Raw genomic sequence first — 15,593 nt, 5'->3', positions numbered from 1 at the left:
CTATGGAACGCGTACTGATTGTGAATGCGGATGATTTTGGCCTGAGCAAAGGGCAAAACTACGGCATTGTTGAAGCTTGCCGCAACGGTGTTGTCACGTCGACCACGGCGCTGGTCAACGGTGAGGCCATTGACCATGCGGTGCAGTTGAGTCGCGAAATTCCTGACCTTGCCGTTGGCATGCACTTCGTCCTGACGCTAGGGAGACCGTTGACGGCGATGCCGGGTCTGACTCGCGACGGACTTCTGGGGAAATGGATCTGGCAGATGGCTGAGGAAAACACCTTGCCGCTGGATGAAATTTCACATGAGCTGGCCGCGCAGTATCAGCGTTTCATTGACCTGTTTGGCCGGGAGCCGACGCATCTGGATAGCCATCACCATGTGCATATGTTCCCGCAGATTTTCCCTGTAGTGGCTGATTTTGCCGCGCAGCGCGGTATTGCGTTACGTATCGATCGCCAGACGGTATTCGAGGCCTCTGACTTGCCGGTTTCGTTGCGTACTTCTCAGGGTTTTAGCAGCGAGTTTTACGGTGAAGCGATTTCGGAAGAACTGTTTTTGCAGGTACTCGACGCCTCTGCGGACAGGGGCGAGTCATCGCTGGAAGTGATGTGTCACCCGGCCTTTATCGATAACATTATTCGACAAAGCGCCTATTGTTACCCCCGCTTAACTGAACTTGATGTTCTGACGTCTCCGGCATTGAAATATGCCATCGCGGAGCGCGGTTATCGTCTCGGCAGTTTTCTGAACGTGTAATTCCTGAGTTTGCGGCGCGTAAATGCGCCGCATTTTTTTGTCCATATTATGGACTGTTCTGCAACCTGCCAGCGATCTCCGTTATAGTTATTCACTTCACGAATACACTGTTTTTGCACCGTCCATGGGTAAAATCAGCTAAGATAGCGTTTTTCTGTTTTTTAGAATTTGTCTTTAGTGAAATAACTGATTATGAAACCTCTTCGCCAACAAAATCGCAAGGTTATCAGCTACGTCCCGCGTGTGGAGCCCGCGCCGCCAGAGCATGCGATAAAAATGGATGCGTTTCGTGATGTATGGATACTGCGCGGAAAATATGTCGCTTTTGTTCTGCTGGGTGAGGCATTTCAACGTTCGCCTGTGTTTACGGTTCCGGAGGCGGCGCAGCGCTGGGCCAACCAGGTCCGTCAGGAAAATGAACTGGGCGATTAGCAGGATATAAAAAAACCGCCGGGCATGACGCACCGGCGGTTTTTTACGTTTCAGGAAACGAGTTTAGCGATGCGCCAGTTCGGCATTATCGTCACTGTCCAGAATCGTTTTGTCGGTTTGCTTCAGCCACTGGCTGGTCAGCGTACCGGCGGTCATGGAGCCGCTAACGTTCAACGCGGTACGACCCATATCGATCAACGGTTCCACGGAGATCAACAGGGCAACCAGTGTTACCGGCAGACCCATCGCAGGCAGTACGATCAGCGCGGCAAACGTCGCACCACCGCCCACGCCAGCTACACCAGCGGAGCTGACGGTAACAATACCGACCAGCGTCGCAATCCACATCGGGTCGAGTGGGTTAATACCCACGGTCGGCGCGACCATCACTGCCAGCATTGCCGGGTACAGACCCGCACAACCGTTTTGACCAATCGTGGCGCCAAAAGAGGCGGCAAAGCTGGCAATGGACTCCGGTACACCCAGACGACGGGTTTGCGCTTCCACGTTTAGCGGAATAGACGCAGCGCTGGAGCGGCTGGTGAAGGCAAACGTCAGCACCGGCCAGACTTTACGGAAGTACTTCAGCGGGCTAACGCCGTTAATACCCAGCAGAATACCGTGCACCACGAACATAATGCCCAGACCGAGATACGAGGCCACGACAAAGCTGCCCAGCTTAATGATGTCCTGCAGGTTGGAGCCGGCAACGACTTTGGTCATCAGTGCCAGAACACCGTACGGCGTCAGCTGCATTACCAGGCGAACCAGCTTCATTACCCAGCTTTGCAGGGTATCGATAGCGGTTAATACGCGCTCGCCTTTCGGTGCATCATCTTTCAGCAGTTTCAGTGCTGCGACGCCGAGGAAGGCGGCGAAGATAACGACGCTGATAATTGAGGTCGGGTTAGCACCGGTCAGATCGGCAAACGGGTTTTTCGGGATAAACGACAGCACCAGCTGCGGAACGCTAAGATCGGCAACTTTGCCAACGTAATTGGTTTCAATGGCGTTCAGACGCGCTGTTTCAGCGCCACCCTGTACCAGCCCATCCGCCGTCAGGCCGAACAGGTTAGTGACCAGCACCCCGACCAGTGCGGCAATAAGCGTAGTAAACAGCAACGTCCCGATGGTCAGAAAACTAATTTTCCCCAACTGAGAGGCGTTGTGCAGACGCGCCACGGCGCTAAGGATAGAGGCAAAGACCAGCGGCATGACGATCATTTGCAGCAGTTGCACATAGCCGTTGCCGACGATGTTGAACCACTGTACTGAATCTTTAAGAACCTGGCTGTCGGAGCCATAAATGGTGTGCAGGGCAAGACCAAACACCACACCCATGACCAGACCGACCAGTACTTTTTTTGCCAGACTCCACTGTTTGTGACGGGCTTGCGCCAGCACGAATAGCAGTACAACGAACACGATAATGTTCGCGATTAATGGAAAGTTCATCCCCGTTCTCCTGATCTTTTTTTATGTATCACCGAACTACAGTGATTCTGTTGGCGCAAGATTAGCAGAACTGTGACGTGCCTCTTATATTCAAATGGAATTGTTTATACCAAAAATGACATTTTGGCTGATTTCTTAATCAGCCTGGTGCGTTATGAAACGATTAAACTGCATTTGCAGCGTATTGATCATTTGTGATGACCAGCGCACTGCGCTGTTCTCTTGTACGGTCTGCGGCATCCAGATAGCCCACGCGAACAGCGCCATGCACAGGAATCTCTCCAACTGGTTGCCTTTTTGCGGTACGAGAATTGGTAGACGAAAACGCCAGCGACAGGGCCAAAGCAGGGGAACGCCTGCGGGTGTGAGCATGTCGGCCAGAATGTGGCTGAGATAACCAAGTACCATACCTTGTAAGGCATCAGCCGGAATTATCCAGGTATCCGGGACTTTCAGGTAAAACGTGGCCAGCAGGGCAAAGACCGCCAACAGGCTATGGGTAAACCCGCGATGACCAAATGCCCGGGCAATGGGTTTTGATATCCACTTCAGACGCTGCCCAAGCAAAGATTTAGGGTGATCAATATCGGGCAGCAGACACGTTAAAATGGCTGAAGGAACAATATGCCACCAGTCACCCTGCGCAAGAACGGGCGTCAGCTCGGCATTTTTGGCAAATACCGCACAGGCAATAGAAAAAAGAAGGTGGCCTTCCGCCGTCATGATAAAACCCAATAAACTGTCAATTCATACAGTATAGGGGTTTTATACAGTAGGCGGAAGAGGTGACGTTGTAACCCTTTGTCACAAATACGCGATTATCCGCGCAGATGCGCGACGGTGAGTTCGGTCAGCGAGGTCAGTTTAATGTCGGCGAGAACAAAGCGAGGATCGTCCTGATTCTCATGTGCAGGCACAACGATAGAGCGCATGCGAGCCGCTTTAGAGGCAATCATACCGTTAACAGAGTCCTCCAGCGCCACGCAGGATAACGGATCCACGCCCAGTTTTGCCGCACAGTCGAGGTAGACCTGAGGGTGGGGTTTGCTGAAGGGCAATTTTTCCGCAGAGGCCAGCGCGTCGAAGCTGTCACGGAGATCAAACATCGTCAGCACTTTTTCCAGCATGTGCAGCGGTGAGGCCGATGCCAGACCTACCAGCATGCCCTGTGATTTGCACAGTGCTACGGCTTCACGAACGCCGGGTAACAGCGGTTTCGTTTCTTCAACCAGGGCGATAGCGCGGGCGATAATGAGATCGATAACTTCCTGGCGAGAAGGGCCGCTCCACGGTTGGTGGGCGAACCACAGATCAACAACCATATCGATACGCAGCCCCAGCGTATCCGGTAGTTCATGGCGGCGGGTGATATCTACGCCTAAACTTGCGATCACGTCCAGTTCAGCCCGATCCCAGAGCGGTTCAGAATCGACCAGTAATCCATCCATATCGAAAATTGCAGCAAGAATTTGACGCGGGGTTGACATCACAACCTCTCCTTTGAACATGAAATAGCAGGGTTTAAGAACCAGCCTGAACCGGCTCTCAGCGTTCATTATGGTTAATCCTTGATTATACCGCCTTTAAAGATCAGGCGAAAATGGTTATCAACGGGTAAACTTAGGCCAAAATGACGCGTCTTTATCAAGGGGAACTCATGACGTATCAACAAGCTGGACGCATTGCTGTCTTGAAAAGGCTGGTGGGATGGGTGATTTTCATCCCGGCGCTGGTTTCAACGCTGGTTTCAGTACTGAAGTTTATGTATGCGCACAGTGAAAAGCAGGAGGGGATTAACGCGGTCATGCTCGATTTTGCCCACGTGATGATTGACATGATGCGGGTGAACACGCCATTTCTTAACCTGTTTTGGTACAACTCACCGACGCCAGATTTTCAAAGTGGACTAAATTTAGTCTTTTGGCTGATTTTTATTCTTATTTTTATCGGTCTGGCGCTACAGGATTCTGGCGCTCGCATGAGCCGCCAGGCTCGTTTTTTACGCGAAGGTGTTGAAGATCAGCTGATTCTGGAGCAGGCGAAGGGCAGCGACGGGCTGTCGCGCGAGCAAATTGAGTCGCGTATTGTCGTGCCGCACCATACGATCTTCTTGCAAATATTTCCGCTCTATATTTTGCCGGTGATTGTCATCGCGATCGGCTATTTCTTCTTTTCGCTGCTGGGCTTTTTGTAAGTGCTGCATTAGCAGGCCCGCGCAGAAGCGGCGGGCCTGCTAAGCAAAACACATTCGATATCGATACGTTAAGCCGCCAGTATCCTGTCCATTGCTTTCTGCGCCACCACCAGATGTTGTCCCCCGAACAGAATCGCCCGATTAAGCAGCGTGTAAAGCTGATAGACAGGCTGCCTGTCGAGAAAATCCAACGGGAGTGGTGAGACCGACTGATAGCCGTCATAAATTTGCGGTGGTTGATCGGTATGTAACGGCAGCATCGCCAGGTCGCACTCTCTGTCGCCCCAATAACAGGCGGGGTCAAAGATGTAGGGACCGTTCGGCCCGAGGGCGCAGTTACCCGACCACAGGTCGCCATGCAGCAGAGAGGGCTGTGGCTGGTGTGAAGAAAGACGCTGCTGAACATGCTCGACTATGGCGTCAATATTGCCAAACGCGATCCCTTTTTCGGCGGCGAGTTCCAGCTGCCAGCCAATGCGCTGTTCCGCAAAAAAGGTTGACCACCGACGCTGCCAGGTATTGGGTTGCGGCGTGGTGGAGAGCGCATTATCGAAGTCGAGACCGAACTGCGGTTGATCGCTCCATTCGTGAAGGTGTGCGAGCTGTTGTCCGAGAATAAAGGCGTTGTGGGCATCAAGGGGACGAGGAGGGAGGAAATCCATCACCAGAAAACTGTAGTCTCTGTCTGCACCGACCGCCCAGACTTTGGGGACTGAAACGGTATTGCTCCGGGAAAGCAATTCCAGCTGGTCGGCTTCTGCCGTAAAGCCGGTTAACAGTTCCCTTTCATCACATTTGACGAAAAAATCACGCCCCGCATAGCGTAAATGCCATGCGGCGTGGATCTCACCGCCGGGCAGTTCATTACGCAGTTCGATTTCGCTTTCACCGAGTTGCTCGCTTAAAAGACGACTGATAGCCTGCCACATGATGTCTCTCCCCATGTTATCTGCCAGATCATAAGGTTAGCGCAAGAATGCGGTAAAAAAACACGAACTGACGCACACCGTAGACGCGTCATCGCCGGAAAGGCACATAATGTTTGTTGCTATTCCACACCCCGCCTGGGTACAGCAATGTTGGGCTCACATGATCCACTTCTTTGTTATCACGTGATTTTTCAGCATAGACGCATAATACATATGTCGATAGTTTTGATGGTAAATCCCCCTGACGTAAGGGGGAGAGGGCATTACCGCGAAAGATATGCGTATATTTTTTGCGTATCGTCCTGCGAGCACAAACGTGTACCCTGGTTGAGGGTCGCCGCGCTGCCTGCCGCTACGCCGAAACGAACAATATCTTCAAACGGCGCATTCTGTGCCAGTTTCAGCGTCATCGCGCCGACCATACTGTCACCCGCGCCGACGGTACTTTGGCTTTTTACCGGCGGTGGCACGACCTGGACGCAGGATTCACTGTCAACGCCCAATGCGCCTTGCGGCCCCAGCGAGACGACAACACGCTGCGCTTTACCACTGTGCACAATTTCCTCAGCGGCTTTACGGACGTCATCAGGCTGCGTGAGTTCGCGGTTAACCAGCGCACTGAGTTCTTTGAGGTTGGGTTTAACCAATTCGATATTGCCGAGGGCTAATGCAGCAGCTAACGCGTCACCCGAGCTATCCACAATGCAGCGGATGCCCTGCTTTTGTGCCGTCGTAATGAGCTGGGTGAGTTTTTCAAGCTTCACGCCAGGCGGCAGACTGCCACTGATCACCAGCAGTGCGCCTGATTCAATTTCCAGCACCTGATCCTGTAGTTGGTGGAACTCGTCATCTGTGAGTGCAGCCCCTGGCATGACGAATCGATACTGCTCGCCGCTGGACTCAACGTGAACATGAAGATTTTGCCGGGTCCAGTCTTTGGCTTCTATGGTTGCAACCGGGACATTTTCATCGGCGAGTAATGACACCAGATGTTCCCCGGTGGCGCCGCCTGCCGGGAAAATAGCCGTTGCGTTACCGCCAAGATGGGCAATGGCGCGCGCCACGTTGATACCACCACCGCCAGGTTCAAAAATTGGCGCGGTGCAGCGAAGTTTACCTTCGGGGTAGATTTGTGGGGTGATTGTTGCGCTATCGAGAGAGGGCGCAAGTGTTAACGTATAGATACGTACCATCTTTATCTCCTGTTAGGCTGTCTCCAGTCTGGCACTGAACGTGGCGAAAGTGAAGTAATTAACAACATGATTTCTCGCATCTTTATTTAAAATTATTCCGGGAAAGATATATAAATAAAATTACGATTTAAGAGCGCTCTTATTCAAAAAATGAAATAAGAATTCATTGCTATGTTATTCGAGTCTTTTTATAATTTGTTACCTTTCAGGGGTCTTTTGTCATTGATCCATATGAAAGTTTCCGAGACCGTAATGGTCTCTTTTTTTGTTGTACGGACTCTTTATAAATGAAGCTTTTGAAGACAGTACCCGCAGCATTCGTGCTGATGGGGGGCGTGTTTGCGTCAATGCATGCCGCCGCCGATGATTCCGTTTTTACTGTCATGGATGACCCCTCCAGCGCGAAAAAACCCTTTGAAGGTAACCTGAACGCGGGATACCTCGCCCAGTCAGGCAACACAAAAAGTTCTTCTTTAACCGCAGATACCACTATGACCTGGTACGGTGAAACCACTGCGTGGTCTCTGTGGGGCAATGCCAGCAATACCTCCTCGAACGATGAACGATCTTCGGAGAAATACGCCGTAGGTGGCCGTAGTCGTTTCAACATGACCGATTATGATTACCTCTTCGGGCAGGCCAGTTGGTTAACCGATCGTTACAACGGCTATCGCGAGCGCGACGTGCTGACCGCAGGTTATGGTCGTCAGTTCCTCAACGGGCCGGTGCACAGCTTCCGTTTCGAATTCGGTCCGGGTGTACGCTATGATGAACACACCGATGGCACAACCGAAACGCAGCCGCTGGGCTATGCTTCTGGTGCTTATGCGTGGCAGATGACGGACACCACCAAATTCACACAGGGTGTGTCGGTGTTCGGTGCTGACGATACAACGCTTAACTCTGAAACGGCCTTAAACGTTGCCATCAACGAACACTTTGGGTTGAAGGTGGCTTACAACGTCACCTGGAACTCAGAACCACCGGCAACTGCGCCGGAACATACCGATCGTCGCACAACAGTTTCACTCGGCTATCGGATGTAATGACAAACCGGGTCAAATAATTGGCCCGGCTTTTATCTATTAACGTTAAGGTTTTTTAATATTTAATCTGTGTTTTATTTTTAATACTTATCAATAACACGCTATTTTTCAGACGAATTCGATTTAATTGATAAATACAATGGAACCAGAACAGAGGGCCAGTATTTTAACCCCAGATCATCGCTGCCCAACGTAGCATCAGCATTGCCGCACAAATAACCAGCAGGATCACCACCATCTTCCAGTGTTTCTTCGCAAAACGGTTTGTTGGCATTGTTCTTTTCCTGCTGAGTGTAGATGACTTTATGCAAGTGTAACAAATTCGTCAGGGTGGCAGTGAATTGATTTACATCATAGATACCGCGTTGATTGTCGCTTTGATCGGATCCTAATGCCGTGTACACTGTTAAACGGTGTTATCAAAAAGCGGGTGTAGGTTACGGTGTTACCAGTCAGGTAATGCGTGACATATTTCGCAGAGTGAAGCGGGAATCAGCCCACACCTTTTTGATAATTTTAAATATTGAAACTTTGTATGTGATCTTACGTGTGGGTCACCACTGCAAATAAGGATATAACATGCCTGTTATTACTCTTCCTGATGGCAGCCAACGCCATTACGACCACGCTGTAAGTCCCATGGATGTTGCGCTGGACATCGGTCCAGGTCTGGCGAAAGCCACTATTGCTGGCCGTGTAAACGGTGAGCTGGTTGATGCTTCCGATCTGATTGAGCATGATGCGAAGCTCTCCATCATCACCGCCAAAGATGATGAAGGTCTGGAGATCATTCGTCACTCCTGTGCGCACCTGTTAGGGCACGCGATCAAACAACTCTGGCCGCACACCAAAATGGCGATCGGACCGGTGGTTGATAACGGTTTTTACTACGATATCGATCTTGACCGTACGTTAACCCAGGAAGACGTCGACGCGCTCGAAAAGCGGATGCACGAGCTCGCTGAGAAAAACTACGATGTCATTAAGAAGAAAGTCAGCTGGTACGAAGCGCGTGAAACTTTCGTGAAGCGTGGCGAGACCTATAAAGTCTCTATTCTTGATGAAAACATTGCTCATGATGATAAGCCCGGCTTGTACCATCATGAAGAATATGTCGATATGTGCCGTGGCCCGCACGTGCCAAACATGCGTTTCTGCCATCACTTCAAGCTGATGAAGACCGCCGGGGCATACTGGCGCGGCGACAGCAATAACAAGATGCTGCAGCGAATTTATGGCACCGCATGGGCGGATAAAAAAGCCCTGAGCGCCTACCTGCAACGTCTGGAAGAAGCCGCTAAACGCGACCACCGTAAAATTGGTAAGCAGCTTGACCTGTATCATATGCAGGAAGAAGCGCCAGGTATGGTGTTCTGGCATAACGATGGCTGGACTATTTTCCGTGAACTGGAAGTGTTCGTTCGTTCAAAACTGAAAGAATACCAGTATCAGGAAGTAAAAGGCCCGTTCATGATGGACCGTGTGCTGTGGGAAAAAACAGGGCACTGGGACAACTACAAAGATGCGATGTTTACCACCTCGTCAGAGAACCGTGAATACTGCATCAAGCCAATGAACTGCCCGGGCCACGTTCAGATCTTCAATCAGGGTCTGAAATCCTATCGCGACCTGCCGCTGCGCATGGCTGAGTTTGGTAGCTGTCACCGTAACGAACCATCAGGTGCGCTGCACGGACTGATGCGTGTGCGTGGCTTTACTCAGGATGATGCACATATCTTCTGTACCGAAGAGCAGATTCGTGATGAAGTTAACGCCTGCATTCGTATGGTCTACGATATGTATAGCACTTTTGGCTTCGAGAAAATCGTCGTCAAACTGTCCACTCGCCCCGAAAAACGTATCGGTAGCGATGAAATGTGGGACCGTGCTGAAGCGGACTTAGCGGTTGCGCTGGAAGAAAACAACATCCCGTTTGAGTTCCAACTGGGTGAAGGCGCATTCTACGGTCCGAAAATTGAATTTACCCTGTATGACTGCCTCGATCGTGCATGGCAGTGCGGTACTGTACAGCTGGACTTCTCCCTGCCGTCTCGTCTGAGCGCCTCTTATGTTGGCGAAAACAACGAGCGTCAGGTGCCGGTAATGATTCACCGCGCAATTCTTGGGTCAATGGAACGTTTCATTGGTATCCTGACTGAAGAGTTCGCTGGCTTCTTCCCGACCTGGCTTGCGCCGGTTCAGGTTGTGGTCATGAATATTACCGATTCGCAGTCTGAATACGTCAACGAATTAACGCAGAAACTACAAAATGCGGGTATTCGTGTAAAAGCAGACTTGAGAAATGAGAAGATAGGCTTTAAAATCCGCGAGCACACTTTACGTCGTGTCCCTTACATGTTGGTCTGTGGCGACAAAGAGGTAGAAGCAGGCAAAGTTGCCGTGCGTACCCGTCGTGGCAAAGACTTGGGCAGCCTGGACGTAAGTGAAGTGATCGAGAAGCTGCAACAAGAGATTCGCAGCCGCAGTCTTCAACAACTGGAGGAATAAGGTATTAAAGGCGGAAAACGAGTTCAAACGGCACGTCCGAATCGTATCAATGGCGAGATTCGCGCCCTGGAAGTTCGCTTAACAGGTCTGGAAGGCGAAGCTTTGGGTATTGTGAGTCTGAGAGAAGCTATCGAAAAAGCTGAAGAAGCTGGAGTAGATTTAGTTGAAATCAGCCCTAACGCCGAACCGCCAGTTTGTCGTATTATGGACTACGGCAAGTTCCTTTATGAAAAGAGTAAATCTTCTAAGGAACAGAAGAAAAAGCAAAAAGTTATCCAGGTTAAGGAAATTAAATTCCGTCCTGGCACCGACGATGGCGATTATCAGGTAAAACTCCGCAGCCTGGTACGCTTTCTGGAAGAGGGTGATAAAGCTAAGATCACGCTGCGTTTCCGCGGTCGTGAGATGGCTCACCAACAGATCGGTATGGAAGTGCTTACGCGCGTCCGTGACGATCTGAGTGAACTGGCAGTGGTCGAATCCTTCCCTACGAAGATCGAAGGCCGCCAGATGATCATGGTGCTCGCTCCTAAGAAGAAACAGTAAGGCCTTCAAGTAGCAATTCCTGTGGAGCCTATGGGCTTCGCAGGTTTTGTTCGCCTACGTTTCGTTTATTAACAATGCGAAGTGGAAGTTATTAAAATGCCAAAAATTAAGACCGTACGCGGTGCTGCTAAGCGCTTCAAAAAAACCGGTGGTGGTGGATTTAAGCGTAAGCACGCAAACCTGCGTCATATTCTGACCAAAAAATCTACTAAGCGTAAACGTCACCTGCGTCCAAAAGGCCTCGTGTCTAAAGGCGATCTGGGTCTGGTTATCGCGTGCCTGCCGTACGCATAAGCCGTTAACGTTTAATTAATTTTTTTACTAAGAATATAGATACAGGAGAGCACATATGGCTCGCGTAAAACGTGGTGTAGTTGCCCGTGCACGTCACAAGAAAATTTTGAAACAAGCTAAAGGCTACTACGGTGCGCGTTCACGCGTATACCGCGTTGCCTTCCAGGCTGTTATCAAAGCTGGTCAGTACGCTTATCGTGACCGTCGTCAGAAAAAGCGTCAGTTCCGTCAACTGTGGATTGCGCGTATCAACGCAGCAGCACGTCAGAACGGTATTTCTTACAGCAAATTCATCAACGGCCTGAAAAAAGCCTCTGTTGAAATCGACCGTAAGATCCTGGCTGACATCGCAGTATTCGACAAAGTAGCGTTCTCCGCTCTGGTCGAAAAAGCGAAAGCAGCTCTGGCATAAGCCAGTGAAAAGAGGGAGCCTGGCTCCCTCTCTTTTATTGGTAGTTCAATCAATTAGTTGACAATTTATCCGTAAGCCTTTTCAATAAAGGTTGTCCGGTTTTTACCACACAAGGTAACGCAAGCATGAATGCTGCTATTTTCCGCTTCTTCTTTTACTTTAGCACCTGAACTCAGGAGGCTTGCGCGTGAAAGAAGAAACGGAAAACAGCGCCTAAAAGCCTCCCTGGTGGAGGCTTTTTTTATACTCATCGTACTTCAAACGGCAGGTGTGTTGGCCGCGGTCATTCGCCCCAATCACTTACTTATGTAAGCTCATGGGGACTCGTTCCCTTGCCGCCTTCCTGCCGCTCGAATTACTTAGAGTATAGATGCAAGCATGAAAGATTAAGTTCAATGAACCGGTGTCTTCACCGACATAACGAGGAAAACCATGTCACATCTCGCAGAGCTGGTTGCCAGTGCAACGGCCGCCATTAACCAGGCTTCAGATGTTGCCGCGTTAGACAATGTCCGCGTCGAATATTTGGGTAAGAAAGGGCACCTGACCCTTCAAATGACTACCCTGCGCGAGCTGCCGCCTGAAGAGCGCCCGGCAGCAGGTGCGGTTATCAACGAAGCTAAAGAGCAGGTACAGCAGGCGCTGAACGCGCGTAAAGCCGATTTAGAAAATGCCGCGCTGAACGCACGCCTGGCAGAAGAAACAATTGATATCTCCCTGCCGGGTCGTCGTATCGAAAACGGCGGGCTGCATCCGGTCACGCGTACAATCGACAGGATTGAAAGTTTCTTCGGTGAACTCGGCTTTACCGTGGCGACGGGGCCGGAAATCGAAGATGACTATCACAACTTCGATGCCCTGAATATTCCTGGTCATCACCCGGCTCGTGCTGACCACGACACTTTCTGGTTTGACGCTACGCGTCTACTGCGCACGCAGACCTCCGGCGTGCAGATCCGCACCATGAAAGAAAAACAGCCGCCAATCCGCATTATCGCGCCGGGCCGTGTGTATCGTAACGACTACGATCAGACGCACACCCCGATGTTCCATCAGATGGAAGGGCTGATCGTTGATACCAATATCAACTTCACCAACCTGAAAGGCACGCTGCACGATTTCCTGCGTAACTTCTTTGAAGAGGACCTGCAGGTTCGTTTCCGTCCTTCCTACTTCCCGTTCACCGAACCTTCTGCGGAAGTTGACGTGATGGGTAAGAATGGCAAATGGCTGGAAGTGCTGGGCTGCGGGATGGTTCACCCGAACGTGCTGCGTAACGTCGGTATCGATCCAGAAATCTACTCCGGCTTTGCATTCGGTATGGGTATGGAGCGTCTGACCATGCTGCGTTACGGTGTAACCGATTTGCGTTCTTTCTTCGAAAACGATCTGCGTTTCCTCAAACAGTTTAAATAAAGGCAGGATAAAACAATGAAATTCAGTGAACTGTGGTTACGCGAATGGGTAAACCCGGCGATTGATAGCGATGCGCTGTCAAACCAAATCACCATGGCGGGTCTCGAAGTCGACGGTGTTGATGCCGTTGCCGGTGAATTTAACGGCGTAGTGGTAGGTGAAGTGGTTGAGTGCGGTCAGCACCCGAACGCAGACAAACTGCGCGTGACTAAGGTGAATGTAGGCGGCGAACGCCTGCTGGATATCGTCTGTGGCGCACCTAACTGTCGCCAGGGATTGAAAGTCGCGGTAGCTACTATTGGTGCCGTTTTGCCAGGCGATTTCAAAATTAAAGCCGCCAAGCTGCGCGGCGAGCCGTCAGAAGGCATGCTGTGCTCATTCTCTGAGCTGGGTATTTCCGATGACCATAACGGTATTATCGAATTGCCTGCGGATGCGCCAATTGGCACCGACATCCGCGAATACCTGAAGCTTGACGATAATACTATCGAAATTAGCGTTACGCCGAACCGCGCCGACTGCTTAGGCATCATTGGTGTTGCACGTGACGTTGCTGTACTGAACAAAGCCCCGCTGGTTGAGCCGGAAATCGCCCCTGTGGCGGCAACAATTAACGATGTGCTGCCCATTCAGGTTGAAGCCGTTGATGCGTGTCCGCGCTATCTGGGCCGCGTGGTGAAAGGTATCAACGTTAAAGCGCCAACGCCGCTGTGGATGAAAGAGAAACTGCGTCGTTGCGGGATCCGTTCCATCGATGCCGTGGTTGACGTGACTAACTATGTGCTGCTCGAACTGGGTCAGCCGATGCACGCGTTCGACAAAGACCGCATCGAAGGCGGGATTGTTGTTCGTATGGCAAAAGAGGGTGAAACCCTGGTGCTGCTGGACGGCAGCGAAGCAAAACTGCATGCGGATACGCTGGTGATTGCTGACCACAACAAAGCGCTGGCGATGGGCGGCATCTTTGGTGGCGAACACTCTGGTGTGAATGATGAGACGCAAAACGTTCTGCTGGAATGCGCATTCTTCAGCCCGCTATCTATTACCGGCCGCGCGCGTCGTCACGGTCTGCACACCGATGCCTCTCACCGTTACGAGCGTGGTGTCGATCCGGCGCTGCAACACAAAGCCATGGAACGTGCAACGCGCCTGTTGATTGACATCTGCGGCGGTGAAGCGGGTCCAGTCATCGATGTGACCAACGAAACGACGTTGCCAAAACGCGCAACCATTACGCTTCGCCGTAGCAAACTGGATCGTCTGATTGGGCATCATATTGCCGATGAGCAGGTGAGCGATATTCTGCGTCGTCTGGGTTGTGACGTCACGGAAGGCCAGGATGAGTGGAAAGCGGTAGCACCGAGCTGGCGTTTCGATATTTCAATCGAAGAAGACCTGGTCGAAGAAGTCGCCCGTGTCTATGGCTATGACAATATCCCGAATACGCCAATTCAGGCGGGGCTTATCATGGGTACGCATCGGGAAGCGGATTTGTCGCTGAAACGTGTAAAAACCATGCTCAATGACAAAGGCTACCAGGAAGTTATTACTTACAGCTTTGTCGACCCGAAAGTTCAGGCACTGCTGCATCCGGGTGAAGACGCGCTGCTGCTGCCTAGCCCAATCTCAATCGACATGTCAGCAATGCGTCTGTCCCTGTGGACCGGGTTGCTGTCGACGGTGGTGTATAACCAGAACCGTCAGCAGAACCGTGTGCGTATTTTCGAAACAGGTTTACGTTTTGTGCCGGATACCCAGGCTAACCTCGGGATCCGTCAGGATCTGATGTTGGCGGGTGCTATCTGCGGTAACCGTCATGATGAACACTGGAACCTGGCAAAAGAGACCGTTGATTTCTATGATCTGAAAGGCGATCTGGAAGCGGTGCTCGATCTGACCGGTAAACTGGCCGACATTCAGTTTAAAGCTGAAGCCAATCCGGCGCTGCATCCGGGGCAGTCTGCGGCGATTTATCTGAAAGGTGAACGTATTGGTTTCATTGGGGTTGTTCATCCTGAGCTGGAACGTAAACTGGATCTGAACGGTCGCACTCTGGTGTTTGAACTGGAGTGGAACAAGCTCGCAGACCGCGTGGTGCCTCAGGCTCGTGAAGTTTCCCGCTTCCCGGCGAACCGTCGTGATATCGCCGTAGTGGTGGCAGAAAACGTTCCCGCTGCGGATATTTTATCCGAGTGTAAGAAAGTTGGCGTAAATCAGGTAGTTGGCGTAAACTTATTTGACGTGTACCGCGGTAAGGGTGTTGCGGAGGGTTATAAGAGCCTCGCTATCAGCCTGATCCTTCAGGATACCAGCCGTACACTTGAAGAAGAGGAGATTGCCGCTACCGTCGCCAAATGTGTAGAGGCATTAAAAGAGCGATTCCAGGCATCATTGAGGGATTGAACCT

Annotated in this window: 17 protein-coding genes and 1 other annotated feature; of the genes, 11 read left to right on the top strand and 6 right to left on the bottom strand. The window is 51.2% G+C overall.

Annotated elements, in window-relative coordinates; translation table 11 throughout:
• Positions 1-2: 2 nt before the first annotated feature.
• Positions 3-761 (top strand): chitin disaccharide deacetylase, encoded by a 759-nt coding sequence (gene chbG, locus JQ822_RS19920; protein ID WP_213134921.1) that lies wholly within the window; start codon positions 3-5, stop codon positions 759-761.
• 189 nt (positions 762-950) lie between these two features.
• Positions 951-1,193, top strand: coding sequence for a cell division activator CedA (gene cedA, locus JQ822_RS19915; protein ID WP_213135009.1), 243 nt, complete (start codon positions 951-953; stop codon positions 1,191-1,193).
• A gap of 63 nt (positions 1,194-1,256) precedes the next feature.
• On the opposite strand, the gene tcyP is transcribed toward cedA, so the two are convergent.
• The 3 genes from tcyP to hxpB form a co-directional block, all read right to left on the bottom strand.
• A complete protein-coding gene (tcyP, locus tag JQ822_RS19910; RefSeq protein ID WP_096757263.1) occupies positions 1,257-2,648 on the bottom strand; it encodes a cystine/sulfocysteine:cation symporter in 1,392 nt (463 codons plus the stop codon).
• A 135-nt stretch (positions 2,649-2,783) separates the two neighbouring features.
• The gene (locus JQ822_RS19905) at positions 2,784-3,383 is read right to left on the bottom strand and encodes a metal-dependent hydrolase (protein WP_213134920.1); all 600 of its coding nucleotides are present in this window, start codon (positions 3,381-3,383) and stop codon (positions 2,784-2,786) included.
• 83 nt (positions 3,384-3,466) lie between these two features.
• On the bottom strand, positions 3,467-4,135 hold the full coding sequence (hxpB, locus tag JQ822_RS19900) for a hexitol phosphatase HxpB (protein ID WP_213134919.1): 669 nt from the start codon (positions 4,133-4,135) through the stop codon (positions 3,467-3,469).
• A 170-nt stretch (positions 4,136-4,305) separates the two neighbouring features.
• On the opposite strand from hxpB, the gene JQ822_RS19895 reads away from it, so the two are divergent.
• Positions 4,306-4,842: a YniB family protein gene (locus tag JQ822_RS19895; protein ID WP_213134918.1), complete on the top strand. Its 537-nt coding sequence runs from the start codon at positions 4,306-4,308 to the stop codon at positions 4,840-4,842.
• Positions 4,843-4,910: 68 nt separating this feature from the next.
• Here JQ822_RS19895 and JQ822_RS19890 read toward each other — a convergent pair whose 3' ends face one another.
• Positions 4,911-5,771, bottom strand: a complete 861-nt coding sequence (locus JQ822_RS19890; protein WP_213134917.1) for a fructosamine kinase family protein — start codon at positions 5,769-5,771, stop codon at positions 4,911-4,913.
• A 263-nt stretch (positions 5,772-6,034) separates the two neighbouring features.
• Entirely contained in the window at positions 6,035-6,964 is a 930-nt protein-coding gene (pfkB, locus tag JQ822_RS19885; protein ID WP_213134916.1) for a 6-phosphofructokinase II, read from the bottom strand.
• 287 nt (positions 6,965-7,251) lie between these two features.
• Here pfkB and JQ822_RS19880 point away from each other — a divergent pair, with 287 nt between their 5' ends.
• Complete coding sequence (locus tag JQ822_RS19880) at positions 7,252-8,010, top strand: DUF481 domain-containing protein (RefSeq protein ID WP_213134915.1); 759 nt, start codon at positions 7,252-7,254, stop codon at positions 8,008-8,010.
• A gap of 166 nt (positions 8,011-8,176) precedes the next feature.
• Here JQ822_RS19880 and yniD read toward each other — a convergent pair whose 3' ends face one another.
• Positions 8,177-8,284 carry a small membrane protein YniD gene (gene yniD, locus JQ822_RS19875; protein ID WP_003030590.1) on the bottom strand — a complete coding sequence of 36 codons (108 nt, stop codon included), beginning with the start codon at positions 8,282-8,284 and terminating at the stop codon, positions 8,177-8,179.
• A gap of 305 nt (positions 8,285-8,589) precedes the next feature.
• Here yniD and thrS point away from each other — a divergent pair, with 305 nt between their 5' ends.
• The 7 genes from thrS (at position 8,590) to pheT (ending at position 15,589) form a co-directional block, all read left to right on the top strand.
• On the top strand, positions 8,590-10,518 hold the full coding sequence (thrS, locus tag JQ822_RS19870; RefSeq protein WP_196209094.1) for a threonine--tRNA ligase: 1,929 nt from the start codon (positions 8,590-8,592) through the stop codon (positions 10,516-10,518).
• Positions 10,519-10,521: 3 nt separating this feature from the next.
• Positions 10,522-11,064 (top strand): translation initiation factor IF-3, encoded by a 543-nt coding sequence (infC, locus tag JQ822_RS19865; protein WP_071830666.1) that lies wholly within the window; start codon positions 10,522-10,524, stop codon positions 11,062-11,064.
• Between the two features lie 96 nt (positions 11,065-11,160).
• On the top strand, positions 11,161-11,358 hold the full coding sequence (gene rpmI, locus JQ822_RS19860; protein WP_003030583.1) for a 50S ribosomal protein L35: 198 nt from the start codon (positions 11,161-11,163) through the stop codon (positions 11,356-11,358).
• A gap of 55 nt (positions 11,359-11,413) precedes the next feature.
• On the top strand, positions 11,414-11,770 hold the full coding sequence (gene rplT / locus JQ822_RS19855; protein ID WP_045442118.1) for a 50S ribosomal protein L20: 357 nt from the start codon (positions 11,414-11,416) through the stop codon (positions 11,768-11,770).
• 120 nt (positions 11,771-11,890) lie between these two features.
• Positions 11,891-12,015, top strand: a sequence feature (Phe leader region).
• Complete coding sequence (pheM, locus tag JQ822_RS19850) at positions 11,896-11,940, top strand: pheST operon leader peptide PheM (RefSeq protein ID WP_001386830.1); 45 nt, start codon at positions 11,896-11,898, stop codon at positions 11,938-11,940. It overlaps the preceding feature by 45 nt.
• Before the next feature lie 187 nt (positions 12,016-12,202).
• Positions 12,203-13,186, top strand: coding sequence for a phenylalanine--tRNA ligase subunit alpha (gene pheS, locus JQ822_RS19845; RefSeq protein WP_045442121.1), 984 nt, complete (start codon positions 12,203-12,205; stop codon positions 13,184-13,186).
• 15 nt (positions 13,187-13,201) lie between these two features.
• Complete coding sequence (gene pheT, locus JQ822_RS19840) at positions 13,202-15,589, top strand: phenylalanine--tRNA ligase subunit beta (RefSeq protein ID WP_213134914.1); 2,388 nt, start codon at positions 13,202-13,204, stop codon at positions 15,587-15,589.
• Positions 15,590-15,593: the final 4 nt, after the last annotated feature.

The sequence above is a fragment of the Citrobacter sp. FP75 genome, from assembly GCF_018342065.1.
In the GTDB taxonomy this organism is placed as follows: Bacteria; Pseudomonadota; Gammaproteobacteria; order Enterobacterales; family Enterobacteriaceae; genus Citrobacter.
This window is presented reverse-complemented; position numbering and strand designations above follow the sequence as displayed.

Bases quoted from the DNA above. Each gene is read 5' to 3' on its own strand.
- JQ822_RS19880 (WP_213134915.1), top strand. From the start codon at position 7,252: ATGAAGCTTTTGAAGACAGTACCCGCAGCATTCGTGCTGATGGGGGGC.
- JQ822_RS19895 (WP_213134918.1), top strand. From the start codon at position 4,306: ATGACGTATCAACAAGCTGGACGCATTGCTGTCTTGAAAAGGCTGGTG.
- hxpB (WP_213134919.1), bottom strand. From the start codon at position 4,135: ATGTCAACCCCGCGTCAAATTCTTGCTGCAATTTTCGATATGGATGGA.
- yniD (WP_003030590.1), bottom strand. From the start codon at position 8,284: ATGCCAACAAACCGTTTTGCGAAGAAACACTGGAAGATGGTGGTGATC.
- pheS (WP_045442121.1), top strand. From the start codon at position 12,203: ATGTCACATCTCGCAGAGCTGGTTGCCAGTGCAACGGCCGCCATTAAC.
- JQ822_RS19890 (WP_213134917.1), bottom strand. From the start codon at position 5,771: ATGTGGCAGGCTATCAGTCGTCTTTTAAGCGAGCAACTCGGTGAAAGC.
- thrS (WP_196209094.1), top strand. From the start codon at position 8,590: ATGCCTGTTATTACTCTTCCTGATGGCAGCCAACGCCATTACGACCAC.
- pheT (WP_213134914.1), top strand. From the start codon at position 13,202: ATGAAATTCAGTGAACTGTGGTTACGCGAATGGGTAAACCCGGCGATT.
- chbG (WP_213134921.1), top strand. From the start codon at position 3: ATGGAACGCGTACTGATTGTGAATGCGGATGATTTTGGCCTGAGCAAA.
- rplT (WP_045442118.1), top strand. From the start codon at position 11,414: ATGGCTCGCGTAAAACGTGGTGTAGTTGCCCGTGCACGTCACAAGAAA.
- rpmI (WP_003030583.1), top strand. From the start codon at position 11,161: ATGCCAAAAATTAAGACCGTACGCGGTGCTGCTAAGCGCTTCAAAAAA.
- tcyP (WP_096757263.1), bottom strand. From the start codon at position 2,648: ATGAACTTTCCATTAATCGCGAACATTATCGTGTTCGTTGTACTGCTA.
- pfkB (WP_213134916.1), bottom strand. From the start codon at position 6,964: ATGGTACGTATCTATACGTTAACACTTGCGCCCTCTCTCGATAGCGCA.